Raw genomic sequence first — 22,964 nt, 5'->3', positions numbered from 1 at the left:
CCCCCCCCCCACCCCCCCCCCCCGGCCCACCCCCCCCCCCCCCGGGGGCCCCCCCCCCCCCGCCCCCCCCCCGCCAGGACTCGCACCTCAGGAGCCGGCGTCGCCGGCCCGGCCTGGGCCTTCTCTGCGCTCCCCGTCCTGGTTCATGAGCGCGCCCGGTCAGAGGCCGCTTCGACGCCGGCAAGACCGCTGGGGCCCTGTCCACCGTCGGCTGGTGCGCTCGTCGGCTGTCGAGCGATCAGGGCGAACAACCCCCACCCGAAATGCGTGCGCGTGTACGCCGCGTACTGCTGCGGCTCGGTCGCCAGCAGACGGCGAACCTCGTCGTGCAGCTCGTGCCCGCGATGAGCGTCCGCCCACCGGCGCATCGCCAACCACTGCGGCGCCTGGTAGCGATCCCACGACTCCTCGGTGGCGCAGACCATCTCCACGACGTCCCAGCCCAGGCCGCCGAGCGACGCGAGGAGGTCCGGCAGGGTCAGGTAGTCCTCGACGGATCGCACCCCGCAGCCTGCCAACGCCTCCGCGGTCGTAGGAACGGCGCGCCAGTACGGCTCGCCGATCAGCAGCATCCCGCCGGGCTTGAGGCTCTTGCGCAGCAGGTCGAGCGTGCCGGCCAGGCCACCACCGATCCACGTCGCGCCGACGCACGCCGCGACGTCCACAGCGTCGTCGGCCACGTAACCGGTCGCGTCGGCCTCCACGAAGCGGACCGAGTCCGTCACTCCGAGCTCGTCGGCGCGGGCGCGGGCGTGGGCGATGAAGTCGGGGTTGGCGTCCACCCCCAGGCCGGTGACGTGATGGTCGCGGGCCCAGGTGGACAACAGCTCCCCGGATCCGCAACCCAGGTCGAGGAGGCGAGCGCCGGTCGGCAGGTCGAGCGCCCCGCCGAACGCGGCGAGCTGCGCCTCGGTCAGGGGGTTGTGGATGCGGTGGCCGGACTCACGGATGGAGAAGATGCGAAGGTCGAACACGAGGATGCTCCTTGGACGGGTACGAGTGGTGGGTCGGGTACGAGCGGAGAGGTCCGCTCACCGGCACCGGGACCGTCATCGGGCATCAGACCTTCTGTGATCGCCCGGTCCGCTGTCGCGCGACCGGGCGGGGCTCCGTGCGAGCCACTCGTGACGGTAGGGGGGAGCCTCGCCGGACGGCCAGGGCTTAATGCGGTCCGCTCGGCTCGCTCGCCTGGAACCCGCCGGTGCCTGCACCAGCTGTGGGACGGTGGGCTCCGTGAGCGTTGAGCGGGTCGACGTCCTGTTGTCGGCGCAGCGAGCGTTGTGGGAACAGGTCACCCCGAACCTTCGCGGTGTCGCCGTGGCGCTGCACTCCCTGCCCGGGGATCAGGCGGTCTCCGCACGTTTCCTCTACGACGGCGGCATCGGTGAGGTCGAGCGGGAGTGCGTCTCGCTCGCGGAGACGCACTGCATTGCGGACTTCGGGCCTGACGTCGCCATCAGGTTCACGGCCGTCGAGGAAGCGGCCAGAGAACTCGTTGGTGACGAGGAGTGGATCTACCTCCGCCACGAAACCGATCCCGCCGAGCGGGCCCGGCCGGGTGCTGGCGATCCGCCCGAGGTCGTCGACAACCCGTTCCCCTGGTCGTTCGTGCTGTCGGTGATCGAGGACCGGCTCGGGATGTGGGTTGGTCGACCGACCTACGAGCGGGCGGTGGCGCTGGTGATCGGGTTCGACATGGCGCAGCCCGAGAGCATCGGTGGTTCCATGCAGAGGCGCGTCTCCGAACGCCTCGGCAGTGGATCGCGCGGCTGGCCGTGGGTACTGATGGACGAGGCGATCGGCGAGAGCCCGAGCCGCGGTCGCGACCTGAGCGAACTCACGGCCGAGCAGGACTCGCTCGCGATCGCGCACCTCGTGAGCGAGCTGCGGGCCCTGCTAGGGGCCAGAGCAGACTGAGACAACCCGCAGATCGACTGGAAGCCGAGCCTCCGAAGATCCCCTGCGCCCACGCCGCTCTGTGCGCGTCTCGGCCGGCGCCTCGGGGTGTGGCGCCGCTCGCGCGAGGGGATCGGGCCGGGGGCGGATCGGCCCCCGGAGCCTCTGGACCTGCGAGCCACGCTCCCGATCAGCGGGCCGCCATGGCGACAACGACCTGGCCGGCCAGTTGTGGCGTGACCGCGGACGTCCCTAGGAACACGAGCACGCCGACCCGTGGCCTGCTCTCGATCCCTTCGTCCCGCCGGCTCGCGGGGCTCGCGCGGTGGCGCCCCTCGCCTGCGCCACCATCACCGTCCACGACGGGCCGGCCGCGGGACCGACCCGGGTGCTGGCCGAGCCAAGCACGGATCGCCGTCCCGGCGGCCGCGTAGCGTCTGCTGGGCACGCCCATCTGCAGCACCGAGCCCTGGTACGCGGTCGAACCGACCAGATGCCCCCGGCGGGTGCGCACGTACACCCCGTTGTCGGAGAACACCTCGGCGACGGCGGCAGCCGGCACCGACGTCCGGACGAACAGGTTCACGAACACGAGCGCCTCACCGGCTGCCGTGATGCGCGAGGTTGCCGCCGACCAGAAGGCAGTCCAGATGATGGCGAGCGCACCCCAGTAGCTGTAGACAGGCAGGCCGTGCCGTCGCAGCGAAGCCCGCCGAGGACGGACACGGACCGACCAGTGGTGTGCACCTCCTGAGGGGGATGGGGTACGAGGGACTTGTCCAGGTCCAGCTGTCCTGGTGGGAAACTCCCACCATGGTTGCTCTGCGGCCGAGCGGGAGCGAGGCCAATCCTCCGCGTGCCATCGGTGAGCCCTGGCCGCTCCCGGGGCCGGCGTCGACGGACCGCATCGGCACCGGGTTGGGCTTTGCTGTTGAACTCGCGGTGGGACTGCTCTCCCTCGGTCTCGGATCGCCTCTGAGCGAACGAGCACCGTCTGTCGAAGCCTCGATCCGGAACCTGAGAGAAGGCGGAGAGGAGAGCTTCTCCGCGGCAGCGTTCGGAACCGCTACCTGGTGCCCGCGGTTTCCCGACGTTGGATTGCTGAGTGTCGCTGCCGGCGCCGCGCGCTACTCCCAGGGACTCCCCCGGGCCGTCCCGACCGCTGAGCTCTCGCCGCGGCAGGTGCATGCACCCAGGATGGCCTCCGCGCCCCTGCGGCTGCCGCGTTCGTGGTGGGTCCTCGAGGTCGGCGGCCCGTCCGGGGGCGCATTCATCGCAGCGCCTCTCGACGGCCTGGCGATTCTGGGAGCTGCCGCGGCCTGGCCTGTCCCACGCGGCTGGCCCCACCCCGACGTCAACCGCTCACGCGAGAACCAGTAGGCGAGCAGCACAACGCGGCGTCTGCCGCGGATGGTGCGTGTCGAGCGCGAGTCGCAGTGCCTGCTCCACTTCGTCCGTCGCCGGCCTCCCCATGCCGAGCCACGATGCCCCGAACCGAGAGCACGAGGGCGCAGTGGGGTCTGCGGCACGGACAGGTGACACCCGCGCACCCGCAGGTCGGCCCCCCGCTCTCTCGCAATGGGGTCGCCGGTTGGCCATCCGACACGGCGCGCACCGCTCTTCCGGAGCGGAGCGCTCGCGCCACACCAACCGCGCCTACGTCGTCGTCGACCAAGGCGAGCCCGAGTGCCTGCCCGGCCAGGCGCCGTCGTCGGGCCGGGAGGTGCTCGAGCAGATCCTCGCCACCAGCCACGCCGAGCCCAGCGCCACCGAGACCTGGGACACCTACCACCCGGGCCGCGCCGCGCCGATCGTGCCGCCCGTGCATCCACAGCAACCTCGGAACCCCTGGCCTCCACAGCCTGCGCCGCACCGCTTGACCCCAGCGCCGCCGTCGTCCGCCGATGGACCGGTGCTCGGCCGCTGACCACCGCCACACCCAACCAAAGAGAAGGAGAAGGTCATGACCACCACCGCACAGCACACCGTCCCCGCCACCCCGGCCCGGCAGTACTACCGCGTGAAGGACGCCGCGCGCGTGCTCGGGGTGCCGCCCCGGACGCTGTACCACCTGGTCGAGCACGAGCAGATCCCGTACCGGCGGCTCGGCACGGTGATCCTCCTCCCGGCGTCGTGGGTCGAGCGCGAGCCGACGATGCCGGCGAAGCGGCGCTGATGTCCGTCACCAGGCGGGCGCACCCGACGGGCAAGGTGACCTGGCGCGCGAAGGTGTTCTTCGAGGGCCGGGTCATCGCGCAGCGGTCGTTCGGGCGCCGGGTCGATGCCAAGCGCTGGGAGGCGGACCAGCTCGCGAAGCTGGACGCTGGCTCGTGGATCGACCCGGCGCGCGGGCGGATGACGTTCGCGGCGCTGGCCGAGGAGTGGCAGGCCTCGCGTGGTCACCTGGCGGTGCGCAGCCAGGAGACCACACGGTTCCTGCTGGACAAGTACGTGATCCCGGAGATCGGGGCGTACCCGATCTCCGGGATCTCGGCCGCCGACGTCGAGCGGGTCATGTCGGCACTGACCGCACGCGGGCTGGCCACGGCGACCCGGCGTCGGGCGCTGTCGATGATGCGGCTCGTGTTCGACTACGCGATCCGCGACCGGCGCCTGTCGGTGAACGTGGCGCGGATGGTTGCACTGCCCCGCGGGGGCACCAAGCGCGAGCCGCATTGGCTGCGGCCGGAGCAGCTCGGCCGGTTGGTCATGGCGGTGCCCCCGCTGTGCCAGCCGGTCGTGCTCTTCCTCGGGACGACGGGATGCCGGTTCTCGGAGATGGCCGCGCTGCGGGTCGACGACGTCGTGCAGACGCCACACGGGCTCGGGGTGCGCGTGCACCGGGCCGCAACCCAGTCGAAGCGGACGAGCGGGGCGGTGTTCGGGCCGACCAAGACGCACCAGACGCGGACCGTGCCGGTGCCGGCGGCGCTGGACGAGTACGTGCGGACGCGCGTCGCCTTCACCGCGCCGGGCGGGTTCCTGTTCCCGAGCCCGACCGGGGCCGTGTGGACGAACACCAACTTCCGGGCGCGGTCCGGGTGGATGGAGGCGACCCGACGGGCCGGCATCGAAGGGACGACGATCCACGACCTCCGGCACACCGCGGCGTCGCTGCTCATCGCGGCCGGGGCGGACGTGAAGGCCGTGCAGGTGATCCTCGGGCACTCCACCGCCACGATGACGATGGACCTGTACGGGCACCTGTTCAGCGAGGCCACGTGGCAGGCGATGGAGCGACCGGTGATACCGCTGATGGGGGCGCCGCGGGCCATCGAGGGACCAGGCGAGCTTTCCGGCGCTTCAGCGTGAACAGGTACCCCAGCGAGTGTCTACCGTTGGCGCATGGCAGAGGGACCGATCGACAAAAGGGCCGGTGACGAGCCCGGTTGGGCTGACGCTGAGCGCGAGCTGGTTGACGCCATAACTCAGTTGCCGGCAGAGGACCGCCTCTTGGTACCCACCGACGCCGATGGAAAGCCGCGTGTCGAAATTGTGCATGCGCTCTACCGGTATGAGAGCGCTCAGCCGGGCATGGTCAAGTGGATTGAGGTCCGCGAGCTAAGTCGTACAGAATGGAAGGCGGTCGAAGCCGCCCATCGTGAAGTTTGCCGTTTCACCCGCGGGCTTGACCGGTACCCCGCTTTCGCTTGGGGCGATCTGAGTGCGGCGCGGGACGAACTACGTCGACAGGTCCGCGAACACACGCGGCCAAACGAGTGGATGCCCCACCTGATCGAATATCGGATCCTCGCGTTCAGTACCGCTCTGAGACTTTACCAGGATTACGCCACGACTCGCGCGAGTCGGGCTGGTGACAAATCGCTCCCATCCCGCGCAGCCTCAATCTTCTCCGAGGTGTACGACGGGAGTTTCGCCTACCGACTCATGTACTCGATGCGGAACGTCTTCCATCATGGGATGCACGACTTAGTGACCCTGCATATGACCGCCAGGTTCGCGGAGGGGTCCGAAACGGAGCGGGAATCGGAAGTACATGCTTACCTCAACAAGAGCGCCTTTGCTGCAAGCCGTGCCAACGCCGCAGTCCGCACCCAGGTGCGCGAGACGACCGATGACATCGACCTCTTCGAGTTCAGTGAACGGGCGTTCACAGATCTGCGCGACGCTCATCTTCGCATCGGACCTCTACTGCACCCCGCGGCGCCTGAGGCAGCGAAGCTGCTGGCCGGCTACATCGAGGAAATCGGCGGCGATAGAGCCCACTTCCACGAGTACGTCCGAGGCCTGCCGACAAAGGGGCTCCTTGGGACAACCACCCTTGACCGTGCCGGGTTTGACTATGTCGCCCGGCAGGCTGGCAAGCGAGCAACCTTCGAGGACGGGGAGCCCGCAGATCCCCTGACGGTGCTTCCCACCTACCCGCTCGCTGACCCGTCGGCTAGTTCTACATAGTCAGGACGCTGGTGACTTCGATGGCCGTTAGCGACAGCCGAACGCCCGGTGGGGCTGTAGCTCGCCGAAGGCGCCCAATGCGGAGGACATCGCGTCTCACGCAGGCGCCAGGCTTAACCGGCATGGACGCCAGCGCCTGATCGACCGGGCCGTCTCTAGGGGCGCCGAGCCGCCACGAACCCGGTACGTCCACGTCAAGAACCTTGGTGGCGTCCCCGACGGCGGCGGGGGCTCGCGGCCACGAGAACCGCTACAGGCCCAATTTGCCGGACCGGGTAGGCCCTGACCACGTGTCGGGCCCTCGATGCCTCCGGGCTCCAAGTCTCGGGAACGTCCGCAGACGTCCGTCCATGTCCTTGACGGGCCGTCCACGTCCTGAGACAAGTCGCTGACCACAGGCTGACCAGTGCCCGCAAATCGGGCACCAGCCGGACCGCCGTCGCGGCGCCAATACCGCCCCTCACCTGCGATAACACCTCTGTGCGCCTGGGCAGATTCGAACTGCCGACACCCGCTTTAGGAGAGCGGTGCTCTATCCCCTGAGCTACAGGCGCTCGGAGCGCGCGATCGACCCCCGCGGATCGACGACGATCACCCGCCACCGACCCAGAGCTGCTCGCGCTCCCCGTGCAACGACGCCCGACCCTGCTCGGGGGCCGGATCGCCGCGGGCGAGTCTACCCAGCCGGACGAGGCTGCGCCGAGGCGCTCGACCCGAACGTGACCGACTGGGCATGTCCCGATTCCTCACGACCTGGCCATGATCAGCCGATACATCCCTCGTGCCCCTGCATCCGACCGACTCCGCCCAACGGGGTCGGTCGTACCCGGGCCGCACGGGGCAGGTCGTCGCCGTCGGACTGACCGCGAGCGCCGCGGTCGCCTACGCCGGATCGGCGTCGGTCGGCATGCGAGGCACTCCCCTGGTCGCTCTGCTCGCCGCCATGCACCTGGGTGGAGCCCTCGTCCTGATGGCCCGAAGCCTGTACGTGCGCCGCGAGCGCAGGGCGTGGGCGGCGTTCGCGGCCGCGTTCGTGGCGGCTGCCTGCGGCGATGCTGCGTGGGCCGTCGCGGGCGGCAACGCTCCACCGCCGCTCCCGAGCGTCGCCTGCTACCTGGCGGCCGTGCCGCTGCTGTACGTGGGCATCGTGCGCCTCATCCCGCGCAGCGAGCACCTGCGGTGCCCCAGGTTGTGCCTCGATGCCCTGATCCTCGGCCTGGCCCTGGGTGGGCTCACCGTCGGCGCCGCCGACCGGTTCACTCACCTCGCCGAGCGCCCAGCCGGAGCCTTGGCAGCGCTGCTCGTCGCCCCGATGGCGGACCTGCTCCTCGGATCGCTGCTGCTCACGATCCTCATGCTCGGCGGGTGGCGCCGGGACCCGCGTCTCGCGCTCCTGCTGCTCGCGGTCGGCTCGATCGGGATCTCGCACACCGCGATCGCGTTGGCCGGGCGGGGCGCTGCGGACCCGCCACCCGTCGCCGCCGCCTTCACGGCGCTCGCGACCGTGCTCGTAGTGGCCGCGGCCTGGAGCAGCCAGGCCCGTCGACCCGTGCTCGCGCCGCGCGCGTGGGTCGTTCGGGCCGGTCCGACCATCAGCCTGGGACTCGCCATCGTGGTGGTCGCCGCGGGCGGCCTCGGTCACATGCCGCGAGTCTGCGTGCTGCTCGGCACCGCGGCGATGGTCGGGATGGTCGGGCGGCTCCACCTGACGCTCGCCGACGAGCGACGCGCCGCCGACGAGGCGCTGTGGCTCGCGAGCACCGACACGCTCACCGGGCTGGCCAACCGGCACGCGTTCGTCACGCAGGCCGGTCAGGTGCTGGACGCCGCGACGAGCAGCGGGCAGTCCGTCGCACTCGTCATGGCGGACCTCGACCGCTTCAAGGACGTCAACGACAGCCTCGGCCACGCCGCCGGTGACGACGTCCTCGTCGCGGTCGCGAAGCGACTGCGCGACTGCGTGGACGCCGACGACGCGTTCCTCGCCCGGTTCTCCGGCGACGAGTTCGCGATCCTCCTGCCCGGCGGCGACCGCGACCGGGCGGTCGAGCTGTGCGAGCGAATCCGGGGGGCCCTCGCAGACCCGGTCCACGTGGACGGTGTGACGATCGCCCCCACCGCGAGCCTCGGCGTGGCCGTCGCGCCGTCCGACGCCACCACGCTCGCGCTCCTGATGCGCCGGGCCGACATCGCGCTGGACCGCGCGAAGTCCGGCCCGGGCGCCTACGCCACCTACGACCCGTCGCTCGGCGACCCCGAGGGCGAGAACCGGCTGCAGCGGGCCGCCGCGCTGCGCGCCGCGATCGCCGGGGGCGAGGTGGTCCCGCACTACCAGCCGAAGGTCGACCTGGCGTCGGGCCGGGTCGTCGGTGTCGAGGCCCTGGTGCGGTGGGAGCGGCCCGGCTCGGAGACCATCCAGCCGGCGGCCTTCCTGCCCCTCGCCACGGCCGCGGCCCTGATGCCCGAGCTCACCACCTGCGTGCTCGAGGCCGCCGTCGTGCAGCTCGCGACCTGGCACGCCACCGGCCGCGACCTCGAGGTCGCCGTGAACATCGCCACCGAGACCATCACCGACCCGGACTTCGCCGCCCGCGTGCTGGCGACCCTCGACCGGCACGGCGTCGCCGGGCAGCGGCTCGTGCTCGAGATCACCGAGGACTCGCTGATGCGCGAGGCCGACCGGTCCGCGGCGGTGCTCACGCACCTGCGCCAGGCCGGCATCCGGATCGCGATCGACGACTTCGGGCAGGGGTACTCCTCGCTCGCCCGCCTGCGCGACCTCCCGGTGGACGAGCTCAAGCTCGACCGGGCGTTCATCTCGACCATCGGCCAGGATGCCGGCGCGGCGGCGATCGTCCGCTCCACGGTCGACCTCGCCCACTCCCTCGGTCTGCAGATCGTCGCCGAAGGCGTCGAGGACGCCACCGCCGCCGCGCTGCTGCAGGACTTCGGCTGCGACACCGCGCAGGGCTTCCTGTTCGCCACGGCGCTCACCCCGTCGGCGCTGACGGTCTGGCTGGACGCCAGGCTCGACGAGGCCACCGACGCGCTCCCGAGGCCCCGCACCCCGTTCGAGGACGCCGCCGCGGTGTAGGGCTCGGCTCCGGCCTCACCCGACCGTCGCCTGCCCACGCCGGCACCGACCTCACCCACCCGCCCGGGCGGCTCCGGCGGCCCCATGACACCATCTCCACCATGCCGCTCCGCCGACGTCGCAGGCTCGACAGCACGGACCTCACCGCCGTGAGCCCGTCGCGCCGGCACCGCGCGCAGCACGACCTCGAGCTCGCCGAGGACCACGGCGAGCAGGCGCCGCCGCGCACCCCGCCCGACCCGGTGACCGGGATCAGCGTCCTCGACGCCCTGCTCGACAAGGCCGTCGCGATCCCCTCGGCCACGATCCACGAGCACGTCATGCGGCTCCGCGCGCGCAACCCGTACGCGAGCCCCGCGCAGATCCTCACGTTGCTGGAACGCCAGTACCTGCTGGCGGTGTCGACCTCCGGCGGCGCGGTCGGCGCGGTCGCTGCGGCGCCCTCGGTCGGCACCGGCGTCGGGATCGCGCTCACCACGTCCGAGGTCGCGACGTTCTTCGCCGCGTCGTCGGCCTACTCGCTCGCCGTCGCGAGCGTCTACGGCATCGAGGTCGAGGACGTCACGCGCCGCCGCACCCTGCTGCTGGCCACCGTGCTCGGCGAGCAGGGCGCCCAGACCATCGGCGCGCAGACCGGGCTCGGCACCAAGGCCTGGGCGCGGAGCCTCCTGGTCAACATGCCGACCTCGACCATCAAGCAGGTCAACCGGGTCCTGACCCGCCGGATGGTGCGCAACCAGGCGACCCGGCAGAGCGCGCTCGCGATCGGCCGGCTCGCACCGTTCGGGATCGGCGCAGTGATCGGGATCACCGGCGCCCGCGCACTCGGCCGGACCGTGATCACCGGGGCCCGCCGAGCCTTCGGACCGCCGCCGGATCGGTTCCCCGAGGTCCTCGAGCTCACGGCCGACGCCCGCGACGAACGCCCCGCCGAGCTCCCGGCGGGCGTCACGACCCCGGACGGCTGGCGCCTGCCCGGGTCCTGACGGCGAGGTCTACCAGCGGGAGTGCACGTGCTCGCGGATCCGCGAGTCGTACACGTCGCGCAGACCGGCGAGCGTCGCCTCGTCCAGCGGCGCCAGGTCGGCCGCCGCCGCGTTCGCCCGGGCCTGGTCCGGACGACTCGCGCCGGGGATCACGGTCGTGACGCCCGGCTGGTCGACGATCCACCGCAGCGCGAGCTGTGCGGTGCTCCGACCCTCCGGGGTGAACCGCGCGACCTCGGCGGCCGCCGCGACCCCCACCTCGTAGGGCACGCCGGCGAACGTCTCGCCGACGTCGAACGCCTCGCCGTGCCGGTTGTAGGTGCGATGATCGTCCGCCGCGAACGTCGTCGACGCGTCGAACTTGCCGGTCAGCAGACCCGACGCCAGCGGCACCCGCGCGATGATCCCGACCCCCGCCTCGACCGCGGCCGGCAGCACCTCCTCCAGCGGCTTGCGCCGGAAGATGTTCAGGATGATCTGGACGGTCGCGACGTTCGGCCGGGCGATCGCGGTCAGCGCCTCGTCGACGGTCTCGACGCTCACGCCGTAGGCCTTCATCACACCCTCGTCGACCAGGGTGTCCAGCGCGTCGTACACGTCGTCCTGGCGGAACACCGACGTGGGCGGGCAGTGCAGCTGCACCAGGTCGAGGGTCGGCATGCCGAGGTTCTCCCGCGACCGGTCGGTCCACACCCGGAACCGGTCCAGCGTGTACGCGCTCGCGACGTGCGGCGCGGCCCGGCGCCCGAGCTTGGTCGCGACCGTCAACCCCGCGTCCGGCCCGCGCTCGGCGAGCAGCCGGCCGATCAGGCGCTCGCTCCGCCCGTCCCCGTACACGTCTGCGGTGTCCAGGAACGTGACCCCGGCATCCACCGCCGCGTCGAGGATCGCCATCGCGGTGTCCTCGGTCACGTCACCCCAGTCGGCGCCCAGCTGCCAGCAGCCGAGCCCGATCACCGACACCTCTCGTCCGGTCCGCCCGAGCACCCGTCGCTCCATGGCCACGAAACTACCGCCGTTCGCGCCCGGCGCGCCGACCCCGCGCCCGGGTGCGACGCTGGCCCGGTGCCCGCCGCTCGCACCGTCCTGCTCCCGATCCCCGCGGAGCAGGCGTTCGCGCTGCTGACCGACATCCGCCGGCACGCGGACTGGGTGCCGCTGACCCGGATCGACGTGCTCGGCCCGACCGACGACGACGGGCGCCTCGTACCGGGCGGCGAGTTCGTCGCCACGACCGGCCCACTGGCCAGGTCCGGCGCCCCGGGCCTGGCCGACCGGATGCGGCTCACCGAGCTCCGGCCGCCGCGCACCGACGCCCGCGCGTCGGGCACCGCGCGGTACACGAAGGTCGGCCCGGTGCTGACCGGCTGGGCGGTGCTCTCGGTGCACCCGCTCGGCGTGGCGTGCAGCGAGGTCACCTGGACCGAGCGGATCGGCGTGCGCCGCATCCCGGCGGCCGTCACCGACGCCCTCGGCACGCTGCCCACCACCGGGATGCTGCGCACCGTCCTCGGCCGCGTCGCGCGCGAGGTGGCCGCAGCCCCGCACCCCGGCTGAACCGGGAGCCCGCGCCCCGCAGCGCCCGCTCATCGGCCAGGCGAAGGCCGGTCGCGGACCGCTCCCGCGCACCGCCCCACACGCCCGCGCAACGAATCGCCGTGAAGTCGCCATCCTGCGCAACGGATCGCCACCCGACACACATCTCCCGCACGGGACGCGCCGCAGCCCGACCACCTAGCCTCGAACCAGCCAACGTCGGCTCCCCAGCCCGCCGCCCCGGGAGGCCCACGAGGCCCCGGGCCCGACCCGCGAGGACCTCATGGAACGCATCTCGACACCGCGCCACTTCCTGATGTGCCGGCCGACCTACTTCACGGTCTCCTACGAGATCAACCCGTGGATGAACAAGACCATCGAGGTCGACACGGACCTCGCGATCCGCCAGTGGGACACGCTGCGCGAGACCTACCTGTCCTGGGGCCACACCGTCGAGCTGATCGACCCGCTGCCCGGCCTGCCGGACATGGTCTACGCAGCGAACGGCGCGACCGTGGTCGACGGCCTGGTCTACTCCGCGAACTTCCGCCACCCCGAGCGCCAGCCCGAGGGCCCCGCCTACCAGAAGTGGTTCGCCGACGCGGGATACCTCACCCACACCGCGGCCGAGATCAACGAGGGCGAGGGCGACATCCTCGTCGTCGGCGACGTGATCCTCGGCGGCTCCGGCTTCCGCACCGATCCGGCCGCGCACCGCGAGCTCGCCGACCTCACCGGGCACGAGGTCATCTCGCTCGAGCTGGTGAACCCGCACTTCTACCACCTGGACACCGCGCTCACCGTGCTCGACTCCGACCCCGCCCACCCGATGATCGCGTACCACCCCGCCGCGTTCTCCGCCGCGTCGCAGCAGGTGCTCGCCGACCGTTTCCCGGACGCCATCCACGTGTCCGCCGCAGACGCCGCCCACCTCGGGCTCAACGCGGTGTCCGACAACCGCCGCGTCGTCGTCGCACCGCTCGCCACCGGCTACGCCGCGCAGCTGCGCGCGGCCGGCTTCGAACCGCACCCCGTGGACACCTCCGAGCTGCTCAAGGGCGGCGGCGGGGCGAAGTGCTGCACGCTCGAGATCCGTGAGGCCTGAGATGACCATGACCGACATCGCCCCCACCACCGGTCCGGACGACGCGCACGCATCGCACCTCGCGCACAACTATCACCCGCTGCCGGTGCGCCTCGTCGCCGGCGAGGGCGCGTGGCTGCGCGACGCCGACGGCACCGCCTACCTCGACCTGCTCGCCGGGTACTCCGCGCTGAACTTCGGCCACCGCCACCCGCGACTGATCGCGGCGGCGCACGCCCAGCTCGACCGCCTCACGCTCACCTCGCGCGCGTTCGACCACGACCTGCTCGACGTGTTCGCCGACCGGCTCGCCGCGCTCCTCGCGCCGCACCTGCCGGCCGACCTCGTGCTGCCGATGAACACCGGCGCCGAGGCCGTGGAGACCGCGATCAAGGCCGCGCGGCGCTGGGGCTACACGGTCAAGGGTGTCCCGGCCGACGCCGCGACGATCGTGGTGGCCGACAACAACTTCCACGGCCGCACCACGACGATCGTCTCGTTCTCGACCGACCCCGACGCCCGCGAGGGCTTCGGCCCGTACACGCCCGGGTTCCGGGTGGTGCCGTACGGCGACGCGGACGCGCTGGCCGCCGCAGTCGACGAGACCACCGTCGCCGTGCTGCTCGAACCCGTGCAGGGCGAGGCCGGCGTCATCGTCCCACCGGCCGGCTACCTGGCCGCCGCGCGCGCGGTGTGCGACCAGCACGGCGCGCTGCTCATCCTCGACGAGATCCAGTCCGGCCTCGGCCGTACCGGGTCGACCCTCGCCTGCGAGCGCGCCGGCGTCCGGCCGGACCTGGTCACGCTCGGCAAGGCCCTCGGCGGCGGCATCGTGCCGGTGTCCGCCGTGGTCGGCCGCGGCGACGTGCTCGGCGTGCTGACCCCGGGCACGCACGGCTCGACGTTCGGCGGCAACCCGCTGGCCTGTGCGGTCGCGCTCGCCGTGATCGACGAGCTCGAGACCGGTGAGCACCAGGCGCGGGCGCGTGACCTCGGGGACCACCTGCACGGGCGGCTCGCCGAGCTGGTCGACGAGGGGCTCCTGGTCGGCTCGCGCGGGGTCGGGCTCTGGGCCGGCATCGACGTCGACCCCGCGTGGGGCACCGGGCGGGCGCTGTCCGAGGCTCTGCTCGCCCGCCGCGTGCTGGTCAAGGACACCCACGGGTCGACCGTCCGGATCGCGCCGCCGCTGACCATCGAGAAGGCCGACCTGGACTGGGGCCTGGACCAGCTGGCGGCCGCTCTGCGGGGCTGAGCCCACGCGCCCGAGCGCGACGACGGGGCCGCACCTCCTCGAGGTGCGGCCCCGTCTCTGTGCAGCGGCTACCAGGACAGGCTGAGCCCGTAGGTGCCGCTCGACCCGGTCGCGCCGGAGTAGTAGACGACCCGCACGTAGTACGTCGCCGTCTTCGACCCGGTCGTGTAGCTGATCGAGTCGACCTGGCCGGTGCCGTTGATGCTCCGCGCCACCACCCGGCCCGACGAGTTGTACAGGTAGAGGTCGTAGTCCGAGCTCGACGGCGGGGTGAGGGTCACCGACAGGCTCGTCCGCGCCGCGAGCGAGACCGAGTAGTAGTCGGTGTCGCTCGAGGAGCCCATCGTCCCGGTCAGGTCACCGGGAGCCGAGACCACGTCGGCCGTCGAGCGCGAGTCGTTCGGCTCGGTCTCGCTGACCGCGGGGTCGGGGTCCGTCCCCGGGTCGGGCACCGTCCCGGTCGCGGCGGCGACCGCCGTGGCCGCGTCCAGCATGCCCGCACCGCAGCCCGAGCAGCTCGCCACGAACGGCTGTGCGCTCGACTTCAGCAGGCTCTCCACCTGGTCGGGCGTGAGCGACGGGTTCGCCGCGATCATCAGTGCCGCGACGCCGGCCACGTGCGGCGTGGCCATCGAGGTGCCCTGGTAGTACTCGTAGGAGTCCGCGCCCGGCGTGGTCGCACCGCTGTTGAGCGTCGAGATGATGCCGTTCGAGGTCGCCGAGCTCATGTCGCCACCGGGTGCCGCGAGGTCGACCAGCGAGCCGTAGTTCGAGTAGTACGCCCGCGCACCGGTCGGCCCGTACGCGGCCACCGCGACCACGCCGGAGCAGTTCGCCGGGCTCGAGCTCGACACGTCGGTCGCCGAGTTGCCGGCCGCGACGACCACCACGGCGCCGTTGGCCCGAGCGGTGTTGATCGCGTTCTGCGACGTCGAGTCGCACGAGCCCGAGCCGCCGAGCGACAGGTTCAGCACCCGCGCCGGGTTCGCGTTGGCCGGGACGCCGCTCACCGAGCCGCCGGACGCCCAGACCATGGCGTCGGCGATGTCGGAGGTGTAGCCGCCGCACTGGCCGAGCACGCGGACCGGCAGCACCTTGGCGGCCGGTGCGATGCCGGCCACGCCCGCGCCGTTGCCGGTGACCGCCGCGATGGTGCCTGCGACGTGCGTGCCGTGCCAGCTCGAGTCGTACCCTGGCCAGCCGGTGCCGCACTGGTTGGCGACCGTCCAGTCGCCCGGGTCGCTCGCGTCCGAGTCACGGCCGTTGCCGTCGTTCGAGATCGAGGTGTCCGCGATCATGTCGTAGCCGCCGACGATGTTCGCCGCGAGGTCGGCGTGCGGGCGGTACCCGGTGTCGATCACCGCGACGGTGACGCCGGCGCCCTGCGTGGTGTCCCACGCCCCCCGGACGTCGATCCCGACGGCGCTCGTGGCAAGGTCCCACTGGGAGGACCACAGCGGGTCGTTCGGCGCCTCGGCCATCGGCACCATGATCCGGTCCGGCTCGGCGTACTCGACGCTCGGGTCGGCCGCCTCGACCGCCGCGGCGATCGCGGCGACGTCCGAGTCGGAGAGCGTCCGGTCCAGCTGCCACACCTGCGCGCCGCCGGTCATCGCCCGCGAGTACTCCGCGGCGACGCCGTGCTTCGCGGCCTCGGCGACCACGGTGTCCCGGCGCTTGGACTCCGCCGCCACGCCCGCCGACCCGCCCGGCGTCGCGGTGCGGTAGCGGACGATCAGCCGGTCGGTGACCGACGCGGGCGTCATGTCGACTCCCGGAGCGTCCTGCCGGGCGGGTGGCGACTGCGGGGCGGCGGCCTGTGCGGTCGCGACCCCGGTGAGCACCACCACGGTGCTCAGACCGGCCGCGAGCGCGGCCCGAGTGCTGGAACGACGGATCATGGCGTCTCCTGCCTTCTCGTGGACGTGGGCACGCCAAAGGCAAGATCGGCGAACACATTCGCGCAGGTCGGAGCACGTACAGCTCCGCCTGTGTTCCCCCCTGCGGACGGCCCGTGCGGTACGTCGCGCCACACAGTAGAGACGGGTACGACATCGGTCAAGGGTTCTGTTACCGACCGGTACGAATCCGTGCGGCGGGCCCCGCGCCAACCGCGCACCCGAGTCGGGCATGCTTGGCCCGTGGCCACGACCCACGGCGGCTCCACCGGCGACGGACCGCTCGACCCCCTCGACGCCGCGATCCTCGCCGTGCTCGCCGAGGACGGCCGCGCGAGCTTCGCCCGGATCGGTGCCCGGGTGAACCTCTCGGCGCCCGCGGTCAAGCGACGGGTGGACCGGCTGCTCGCCCGCGGCGTGATCGACGGGTTCACCGTGCGGCTAGACCCCGATGCGCTCGGTTGGGGCACCGAGGCCTTCGTCGAGGTGCACTGTGCCGAGCAGACCAGCCCGGCGCGGATGCGGGAGAGCTTCGAGGCCTACCCCGAGGTGGTCGCGGCGTCGTCGGTCACCGGCGAGGCCGACGCCGTGGTCCAGGTGCGCGCGCACGACATGCGGCACCTCGAGGAGGTCGTCGAGCGGATCGCGGCCGAACCGTTCGTCCGGCGGACACGGTCGACCGTCGTGCTCAGCGCCTTGGTCCGGCGGGACCTCCCGCCGCCGCGCGCCTGAGCGGCCGACCCCCGCTCACCACTGCGGTTCGATCAGCACCCGGTTCGATCAGCACCCCGGTTCGATCACGACTGCGGTGCGATCACCACTGCGGTTCGATCACCACTGCGTCCCGGCCGCCTCGTCGTGCGCGCCCTTGGTGGTCACGACCATGACCGGGCAGGCCGAGTGGTGCAGCACGGCCTGGCTGGTCGAACCGAGCAGCAGCCCGGCGAACCCGCCGCGGCCGCGCGACCCGACCACGAGCAGGTCGACCGCGGTGGAGAACTCCGTGAGCAGCGCCGACCCGGTGCCGTCGAGCACGTGCCGGCGCACCTGGAGGTCCGGATGGTTCGCGAGCGCGCGGTCCACGACCACGTCGAGCCCCTCGGCGACGTCGTGCAGCACCGACTCGTGGTCCACCGCGGCCGGCAGCCAGGCGAGCAGCCCCGCACCCGTCCCGACCGGCACCGCGGCGACGGCGGTGAGCTCGGCGCCCCAGGCCTCGGCCTCGACGATCGCCCGGTCGAGCGCCAGCTCGGCGGACGGGGACCCGTCCACACCGACGACGATCCGCCGGACCGGCAGGACCTCCCGGTTGACCGGCCAACGGTGCTCGGGCTCGCCGCGCTCCGTCCCGCCGCTGCCCTCCGGGACGCGGTACGGCACGACGACCGTCGGGCAGTGCGCGTGCGCCGGCAGCGCGGAGGACACCGTGCCCAGCAGCCGCTCCGCGAAGCCGCCCCGGCCGCGCGTCCCGACCACGACGAGCGAGGCGCCCGCGGACAGCTCGACCAGCACGGCCGCGGCGTCCCCGCTCGCGGTCGCCGACGTGACGGTGATCCCGGCACCGGCGATCCGTGCGACCGCCTCCTCGAGCACCGCATCGGCACCCTGGGCGAGCACCGTGTCGTCCACGGCGGCGTAGCCACCGTCCAGGCCGGCCGCCGCGAACGACGGCACCGAGTACGTGCAGACCAGGTGCACGGACGTCGAGTGCCGCTGCGCGTACGCCGCAGCCCAGTCCACCGCGTTGAGGCTGGCCGGAGACCCGTCCACGCCGACGATCACGACCCCGGTGCCGCTCATCCACGCCTCCCGTTCGAGGTAGTCCCATACTGCCCCGCACGACCGGGCGTGCGCAGCCCGTCTCGTCGCATCGCGCAGATCTCAGGCCGCGAGGTAGGCGGACCAGGTGGGGTGTGGCCGGGTCAGGGCGGACAGCACCACGGACCGCTGCGGCGCGGACGGCGCGACCCGCAGCACCCAGCCGATCTCGGAGAGCAGCCGGTCCGCCTTGCGGTGGTTGCACCGCCGGCAGGCCGCGACCACGTTCGTCCACTCGTGAGCGCCCCCGCGGGACCGAGGCAGGACGTGGTCGACGGTGTCGGCGGGTCCCTCGCAGTAGGCGCACCGGTGGGCGTCACGCTGCAGCACGGTCCGTCTGGTGGGCGGTACGACACCCCGGTAGGGCACGTGCACGTAGCGGGCCAGCACGAGCACCTGAGGCGTCGGCAGCGAGAGCCGCTCCGAGCGGAGCATGGCACCGTCGTGCTCGAGGACCAGGGCCTTGCCGGTGAGCACCAGGGTCACCGCGCGGTGCAGGCTCACCACGCACAGCGGCTCACGGCTCGCGTTGAGCACCAGCACCCGACGCCGTCCGGCGTCGCCGGTCCGGTGCCCGGTGTCTTCCTCCGTCACGGTCACGGCAGGCTCCTCGCCCGGTCGGACCCGGCTGGCTGCGCGGGTCTCCTGCAGCGTGCCCAGAGTACGTGAGCATCCTCGACGCGCCAGCAGGCGCGCGCCGGGCGGCCCTGCGGCCCCCCCGACCCGCGGACGCCGAAGGCCCGGACCATCCGGTCCGGGCCTTCGTCGAGGTTCAAGGTGTCAGCCGATGCGCACGAACACCGGGTTCGACTGCCAGATCGCGCGGAACTGGATCGTCTTGCCCGGGCGGGGCGCGTCGATCTGCAGGTTCCCACCGGCGTAGATGCCGACGTGGCCGGGCGACCAGATCAGGTCACCGGGCAGCGCGTCCGCGCGCGAGACGGCCTGGCCCGCGTTGAGCTGGGCACCCGTCGTCCGCGGCAGGGAGATGCCGAGCTGCGCGTACACGTACTGGGTGAACCCGGAGCAGTCGAAGCCGCTCGGGCTCGAACCCCCGTGCACGTACGGGACACCGACGTACCGGGCCGCGATCTCGAGGACCGCGTTGCCGGAGACGCTCTGCGGGATCGGGTTGTTGGCGACCCGCACCGCCGAACGCGACGCCGAGGAGGTCGTCGTGCGCTGGACCACGACCGGCTTCGGGTTCTCGGTGATCGTGATCGACGGCGCCGTGTAGTCCCAGGACGCGTCCTGCGGCACCTCGACGATCGGCGACGTCGCGAGCGCGGCGACCACCGGCGCGGTGAGCGCCGTGGTGTCGACGGCCGGCAGGGCGTCGGCGTGGTTCTCCGACGGCGCGGCCGCCGCGGGCAGCGCGCTCGACACGGCGATACCACTCGCGGCCGCGACGATCGCTGCGCGGCGGGACGCCACGGCGGTCTTGCGGCCGACGACGGCGATCGAACCCGTCGCAGCGATGGCTAGGTCATCCAGGGCCGTCACAGGACGGCGAGCGGCCCGGTGTCGGGCCTGCTCCGTAGTGCTGGTCACGCGTTGCCTCTCCGTTGCCTACGAGGTGAGCTGTCGGGTTCGGGTGGGAGATCACCCGGCTTCGGTCGTATCCGTGGACACGGCCTCGGCTTCACCCCAAGGGCCCCGGAGACCGAGACCCAGCGTGGTTCCCCCGCTCCTGCCGGCGAGTTCAACGGACCCCGATCGGCGGCAGGACTAGACATCCCGATCAGGGGCGCACCCGGAGGAGGGTTCCGAGACGCAGTTGCGACCGTACCTGACGGATCACGGAAATGTCACGTTCCGGTCACGGTCAACGGGTGTGGCGTTCGCCACGAATCGGTCAGCCGCGCCGCACGAAGACGTGCCTGGCGATCTCGTCCGGGAGGTCCAGCACGAGGTCGGCGCCCGGCACCGCGAGGGTCACGCCGGGGCCGTCCGGCCGCACCTCGACCTCGACGCCCGGCAGCACACCGGTGTCCACGAACCGGGCGAGCATCTCCGGCTCGGTCTGCACCGGCTCGCCGAGCCGGGCCACCACCGCACGGGTCCCCGGCTCGACGTCCGTGACCGCGACCACGCCGTCGAGGAACCGCTCCCCGGCCGGGTGCTCGCCGAGCTCGGCCAGCCCCGGGATCGGGTTCCCGTACGGCGAGTGGTCGGGGTGGTCGAGGAGCTCGACGAGGCGCTGCTCGACCCGCTCGCTCATCACGTGCTCCCAGCGGCAGGCCTCGTCGTGCACGAGGGACCACTCGAGGCCGATCACGTCGGTCAGCAGCCGCTCCGCGAGCCGGTGCTTGCGCATCACGCGCGTGGCGAGGGCGCGGCCGTGCTCGGTGAGCTCCAGGTGCCGGTCGTCGGAGACCACGACGAGACCGTCGCGCTCCATCCGGGCCACCGTCTGGGAGACCGTCGGGCCGGAGTGGCCCAGCCGCTCGGCGATCCGCGCCCGCAGCGGGACGATCCCTTCCTCGTCGAGCTCGTAGATGGTGCGCAGGTACATCTCGGTGGTGTCGATGAGATCGCTCAACGCCGTCCGCCTCCCGTGCCCGTCGCGGGCCCAAGCCTAGGGGCGCGCGGCCCCGCGCGCCGAGCCGACCGAGGGCCGGACCTCGGCGTGGCGCGAACCCCGCTCGCCCTAGAGTGACGGCGTGGAGCCGGACGCCATCACCATCCCCAGCCACCTGCTGCCGGCCGACGGGCGGTTCGGGTCCGGACCCTCGAAGGTCCGGCCGGCGCAGGTGGACGCGCTCGCGGCCGTGGGTCGCACGCTGCTGGGCACCTCGCACCGCCAGGCGCCGGTGCGCAACGTGGTCGGCCGGGTGCGTTCCGGTCTCGCCGAGCTCTTCGACCTGCCCGCGGGCTACGAGGTCGCGCTCGGCAACGGCGGCTCGACCGCGTTCTGGGACGTCGCGACGTTCGGCCTGATCGAGCAGACCGCTCAGCTGTGCAGCTTCGGGGAGTTCGGCACCTCGTTCTCGACCGCGGTGCAGCGCGCCCCGTTCCTCGCCGAGCCGCAGGTGCGCACCGCGGCTCCCGGCGGCCTGGTCACCCCGGTCGCGGCGGACGGCGTCGACACGTACGCCTGGCCGCACAACGAGACCTCGACGGGCGTCATGGCACCGGTGGTCCGACCCGAGGGCAGCGACGGCGCGCTCGTGCTGGTCGACGCCACCTCGGGCGCGGGCGGCCTCGCGGTCGACGTGGCCCAGACCGACGTGTACTACTTCGCGCCGCAGAAGTCGTTCGCGTCGGACGGCGGGCTCTGGCTCGCCCTGCTGTCGCCCGCCGCGATCGAGCGCGCCGAGCGCCTCGCCGCCGAGCGCTGGACCCCGCGGTTCCTCTCGCTGGCCGTCGCGCTGGAGAACTCCCGGCTCGACCAGACGCTCAACACCCCCGCGATCGCGACCCTCGTGATGCTCGCCGAGCAGGTCGACTGGCTGCTCGACCACGGCGGGCTGGCCTGGGCCGCGGCGCGCACCGCCGAGTCGGCCGGCCACCTGTACTCCTGGGCGGGCTCGCGCGACTGGGCCACGCCGTTCGTGGCCGACCCGGCTGCCCGCAGCACGGTCGTCGGCACCATCGACCTCGAGGGCGTCGACGCGGCCGCCGTGGCGCGCGTGCTGCGCCGGCACGGTGTGGTGGACGTCGAGCCCTACCGCCGGCTGGGCCGCAACCAGCTGCGCGTCGCGATGTTCCCCGCGGTGGACCCGGCCGACGTCCAGGCACTGACCGCGTGCGTCGACCACGTGGTCGACCAGCTCCGCGGATGACCGCCCTGCCGGCGTCGCCCGGCCGCCGGCTGGTGCGTGACCGCACCACGGTCGCGCTCGATGCGACGTTCCTGATCTGGGGCTGGTTCCTCTACTGCTTCTCCCCCACCGTGCCGCTGCTCGCGACCGAGCAGGGCGTCTCGCTCGGCACGGCCGGGCTGCACGGCACCGCGCTCGCCGTGGGCACCGTCATCGCCGGGCTGCTCAGCGAGCGCGTCGCGCGCACGCTCGGGCGCCGCCGGCAGATCGTGCTCGGCGCCGCGACCACGTCGGTCGGCGTCGTGGCCCTGCTGATCGGCCCCGGGCTCGCCTGGACGCTCTCCGCCTGCGTGATCGCGGCGGTGGGGGGCAACCTCACCCTGGCCGGCAGCCAGCCCGCCCTGCTCGACCACCACGGTCCCGCCGGGCCCGCCGCGGTCACCGAGGCCAACGCGTACGCCACCGCCGTGGGCCTGCTAGCGCCGCTCGCGCTCGGCCTGACCGTCGGGGCCGGCCTCGGCTGGCGCCCCGCGGTCGCGATCACCCTGGTCGCCACGCTGGGCAGCTCCCTGCTGGTGCTGCGCGAGCCCGGTACCGGTGCGCTCGGCGTGCCGGCCGCACCGCAGACCACGACCCACCATGAGCGGTCCGGCCTCGGCCCGACGTACTGGTGGCTGTGGGTCGCGACGGTCTCCGGGGTCGCGATCGAGCTGAGCACGACCTTCTGGGCCTCGGAGCTGGTCCGGGAGCGCGCCGGAGCCACCGAGGCGGTCGCGGCCTCCGTGGTCGCCTCCCTGCTGGCCGGCATGACCGTGGTCCGCCTCGCGGTCCCCCGGCTCACCCGGCGCACGCCGGCCGCCATGCTGCTGCTCGCCGGCTACGCCGTGGCGGCCGCCGGCTGGCTGGTCTTCTGGCTCGCGACCACACCCTGGCTCGCTGTCGTGGGCCTGTTCGTGGCCGGTCTCGGGTACGGCACGCACTACCCGCTGGCGGTGTCGTTGCTGATCCGCGCGGCCGGGGACAGGCCGGACCTCGGCCAGGCGCGCGCGCTGCTCGGCGTGGGCGCCGCCGTGGGCGTCGCACCGTTCCTGCTGGGCGCGGCAGCCGACGTGGTCGGCGCGCACACCGCGTTCCTGCTGGTCCCGCTGCTGCTCGTGGTCGCGACCGCGGCCCTGACCAGGGTGCTGCGCACCACGGGCGCCGGCGCCCTGTAGGGC

Annotated in this window: 20 protein-coding genes, 1 tRNA gene and 1 riboswitch; of the genes, 12 read left to right on the top strand and 9 right to left on the bottom strand. The window is 72.9% G+C overall.

Going from position 1 to position 22,964, the window contains the following annotated elements; genetic code table 11:
- Positions 1-143: 143 nt before the first annotated feature.
- Positions 144-974: an SAM-dependent methyltransferase gene (locus OEB99_RS12415; RefSeq protein WP_263577578.1), complete on the bottom strand. Its 831-nt coding sequence runs from the start codon at positions 972-974 to the stop codon at positions 144-146.
- 259 nt (positions 975-1,233) lie between these two features.
- Here OEB99_RS12415 and OEB99_RS12410 point away from each other — a divergent pair, with 259 nt between their 5' ends.
- Positions 1,234-1,917: a MafI2 family immunity protein gene (locus tag OEB99_RS12410; RefSeq protein WP_263577577.1), complete on the top strand. Its 684-nt coding sequence runs from the start codon at positions 1,234-1,236 to the stop codon at positions 1,915-1,917.
- A gap of 169 nt (positions 1,918-2,086) precedes the next feature.
- Here OEB99_RS12410 and OEB99_RS12405 read toward each other — a convergent pair whose 3' ends face one another.
- On the bottom strand, positions 2,087-2,482 hold the full coding sequence (locus OEB99_RS12405) for a hypothetical protein (RefSeq protein ID WP_263577576.1): 396 nt from the start codon (positions 2,480-2,482) through the stop codon (positions 2,087-2,089).
- 1,377 nt (positions 2,483-3,859) lie between these two features.
- On the opposite strand from OEB99_RS12405, the gene OEB99_RS12400 reads away from it, so the two are divergent.
- Genes OEB99_RS12400 through OEB99_RS12390 form a run of 3 tightly spaced genes read left to right on the top strand, consistent with a single transcriptional unit; the run spans position 3,860 to position 6,312 of the window.
- Complete coding sequence (locus OEB99_RS12400; protein ID WP_263577575.1) at positions 3,860-4,072, top strand: helix-turn-helix domain-containing protein; 213 nt, start codon at positions 3,860-3,862, stop codon at positions 4,070-4,072.
- Complete coding sequence (locus OEB99_RS12395; RefSeq protein ID WP_263577574.1) at positions 4,072-5,208, top strand: tyrosine-type recombinase/integrase; 1,137 nt, start codon at positions 4,072-4,074, stop codon at positions 5,206-5,208. The genes OEB99_RS12400 and OEB99_RS12395 overlap by 1 nt, the downstream gene beginning before the upstream one ends.
- Before the next feature lie 33 nt (positions 5,209-5,241).
- Complete coding sequence (locus OEB99_RS12390) at positions 5,242-6,312, top strand: hypothetical protein (RefSeq protein WP_263577573.1); 1,071 nt, start codon at positions 5,242-5,244, stop codon at positions 6,310-6,312.
- 481 nt (positions 6,313-6,793) lie between these two features.
- Here OEB99_RS12390 and OEB99_RS12385 read toward each other — a convergent pair.
- A tRNA-Arg gene (locus OEB99_RS12385) sits at positions 6,794-6,866 on the bottom strand.
- A gap of 227 nt (positions 6,867-7,093) precedes the next feature.
- On the opposite strand from OEB99_RS12385, the gene OEB99_RS12380 reads away from it, so the two are divergent.
- Together OEB99_RS12380 and OEB99_RS12375 are read left to right on the top strand one after the other, a co-directional pair.
- Positions 7,094-9,406, top strand: a complete 2,313-nt coding sequence (locus OEB99_RS12380; protein ID WP_263577572.1) for a putative bifunctional diguanylate cyclase/phosphodiesterase — start codon at positions 7,094-7,096, stop codon at positions 9,404-9,406.
- Between the two features lie 101 nt (positions 9,407-9,507).
- A complete protein-coding gene (locus OEB99_RS12375) occupies positions 9,508-10,392 on the top strand; it encodes a hypothetical protein (RefSeq protein ID WP_263577571.1) in 885 nt (294 codons plus the stop codon).
- 9 nt (positions 10,393-10,401) lie between these two features.
- Here the strand turns inward: OEB99_RS12375 and OEB99_RS12370 are convergent, their stop codons facing one another.
- The gene (locus OEB99_RS12370; protein ID WP_263577570.1) at positions 10,402-11,391 is read right to left on the bottom strand and encodes an aldo/keto reductase; all 990 of its coding nucleotides are present in this window, start codon (positions 11,389-11,391) and stop codon (positions 10,402-10,404) included.
- Between the two features lie 66 nt (positions 11,392-11,457).
- Between OEB99_RS12370 and OEB99_RS12365 the strand changes: the two genes are divergently transcribed.
- The 3 genes from OEB99_RS12365 (at position 11,458) to rocD (ending at position 14,267) form a co-directional block, all read left to right on the top strand.
- Entirely contained in the window at positions 11,458-11,949 is a 492-nt protein-coding gene (locus OEB99_RS12365) for an SRPBCC family protein (protein ID WP_263577569.1), read from the top strand.
- A gap of 262 nt (positions 11,950-12,211) precedes the next feature.
- Positions 12,212-13,033 carry a dimethylargininase gene (gene ddaH / locus OEB99_RS12360; protein ID WP_263577568.1) on the top strand — a complete coding sequence of 274 codons (822 nt, stop codon included), beginning with the start codon at positions 12,212-12,214 and terminating at the stop codon, positions 13,031-13,033.
- A gap of 1 nt (position 13,034) precedes the next feature.
- Positions 13,035-14,267: an ornithine--oxo-acid transaminase gene (gene rocD, locus OEB99_RS12355; protein WP_411910691.1), complete on the top strand. Its 1,233-nt coding sequence runs from the start codon at positions 13,035-13,037 to the stop codon at positions 14,265-14,267.
- A gap of 68 nt (positions 14,268-14,335) precedes the next feature.
- Here rocD and OEB99_RS12350 read toward each other — a convergent pair whose 3' ends face one another.
- Positions 14,336-16,168: a S8 family peptidase gene (locus OEB99_RS12350; protein WP_263577566.1), complete on the bottom strand. Its 1,833-nt coding sequence runs from the start codon at positions 16,166-16,168 to the stop codon at positions 14,336-14,338.
- 240 nt (positions 16,169-16,408) lie between these two features.
- Here OEB99_RS12350 and OEB99_RS12345 point away from each other — a divergent pair, with 240 nt between their 5' ends.
- Entirely contained in the window at positions 16,409-16,897 is a 489-nt protein-coding gene (locus tag OEB99_RS12345; RefSeq protein WP_263577565.1) for an Lrp/AsnC family transcriptional regulator, read from the top strand.
- A gap of 99 nt (positions 16,898-16,996) precedes the next feature.
- On the opposite strand, the gene OEB99_RS12340 is transcribed toward OEB99_RS12345, so the two are convergent.
- From OEB99_RS12340 to OEB99_RS12325, 4 genes are all read right to left on the bottom strand, one after another.
- Positions 16,997-17,965, bottom strand: a complete 969-nt coding sequence (locus OEB99_RS12340; RefSeq protein WP_263577564.1) for a universal stress protein — start codon at positions 17,963-17,965, stop codon at positions 16,997-16,999.
- A gap of 81 nt (positions 17,966-18,046) precedes the next feature.
- Positions 18,047-18,583 (bottom strand): HNH endonuclease, encoded by a 537-nt coding sequence (locus tag OEB99_RS12335; protein ID WP_263577563.1) that lies wholly within the window; start codon positions 18,581-18,583, stop codon positions 18,047-18,049.
- A 180-nt stretch (positions 18,584-18,763) separates the two neighbouring features.
- Positions 18,764-19,534 (bottom strand): C40 family peptidase, encoded by a 771-nt coding sequence (locus OEB99_RS12330; RefSeq protein ID WP_263577562.1) that lies wholly within the window; start codon positions 19,532-19,534, stop codon positions 18,764-18,766.
- A riboswitch (cyclic di-AMP (ydaO/yuaA leader) is annotated at positions 19,535-19,692 on the bottom strand.
- Positions 19,693-19,838: 146 nt separating this feature from the next.
- A complete protein-coding gene (locus OEB99_RS12325; RefSeq protein WP_263577561.1) occupies positions 19,839-20,525 on the bottom strand; it encodes an iron-dependent transcriptional repressor DtxR in 687 nt (228 codons plus the stop codon).
- Positions 20,526-20,646: 121 nt separating this feature from the next.
- Here OEB99_RS12325 and serC point away from each other — a divergent pair, with 121 nt between their 5' ends.
- Both serC and OEB99_RS12315 read left to right on the top strand, forming a co-directional pair.
- Positions 20,647-21,768, top strand: coding sequence for a phosphoserine transaminase (gene serC, locus OEB99_RS12320; protein WP_263577560.1), 1,122 nt, complete (start codon positions 20,647-20,649; stop codon positions 21,766-21,768).
- Positions 21,765-22,961: an MFS transporter gene (locus OEB99_RS12315; protein ID WP_263577559.1), complete on the top strand. Its 1,197-nt coding sequence runs from the start codon at positions 21,765-21,767 to the stop codon at positions 22,959-22,961. Before serC ends, OEB99_RS12315 begins: the two co-directional genes overlap by 4 nt.
- Positions 22,962-22,964 lie beyond the last annotated feature (3 nt).

Source organism: Actinotalea endophytica, assembly GCF_025717005.1.
Lineage (GTDB): Bacteria > Actinomycetota > Actinomycetes > Actinomycetales > Cellulomonadaceae > Actinotalea.
The sequence above is the reverse complement of the archived record's forward strand: the minus strand, read 5'-3'. Positions and strand labels throughout refer to the sequence as shown.

What these genes read in the sequence shown, in the direction of transcription:
- ddaH (WP_263577568.1), top strand. Translation starts at nt 12,212, where the DNA reads ATGGAACGCATCTCGACACCGCGCCACTTCCTGATGTGCCGGCCGACC.
- OEB99_RS12315 (WP_263577559.1), top strand. Translation starts at nt 21,765, where the DNA reads ATGACCGCCCTGCCGGCGTCGCCCGGCCGCCGGCTGGTGCGTGACCGC.
- OEB99_RS12370 (WP_263577570.1), bottom strand. Translation starts at nt 11,391, where the DNA reads ATGGAGCGACGGGTGCTCGGGCGGACCGGACGAGAGGTGTCGGTGATC.
- OEB99_RS12395 (WP_263577574.1), top strand. Translation starts at nt 4,072, where the DNA reads ATGTCCGTCACCAGGCGGGCGCACCCGACGGGCAAGGTGACCTGGCGC.
- rocD (WP_411910691.1), top strand. Translation starts at nt 13,035, where the DNA reads ATGACCATGACCGACATCGCCCCCACCACCGGTCCGGACGACGCGCAC.
- OEB99_RS12375 (WP_263577571.1), top strand. Translation starts at nt 9,508, where the DNA reads ATGCCGCTCCGCCGACGTCGCAGGCTCGACAGCACGGACCTCACCGCC.
- OEB99_RS12340 (WP_263577564.1), bottom strand. Translation starts at nt 17,965, where the DNA reads ATGAGCGGCACCGGGGTCGTGATCGTCGGCGTGGACGGGTCTCCGGCC.
- OEB99_RS12400 (WP_263577575.1), top strand. Translation starts at nt 3,860, where the DNA reads ATGACCACCACCGCACAGCACACCGTCCCCGCCACCCCGGCCCGGCAG.
- OEB99_RS12390 (WP_263577573.1), top strand. Translation starts at nt 5,242, where the DNA reads ATGGCAGAGGGACCGATCGACAAAAGGGCCGGTGACGAGCCCGGTTGG.
- OEB99_RS12350 (WP_263577566.1), bottom strand. Translation starts at nt 16,168, where the DNA reads ATGATCCGTCGTTCCAGCACTCGGGCCGCGCTCGCGGCCGGTCTGAGC.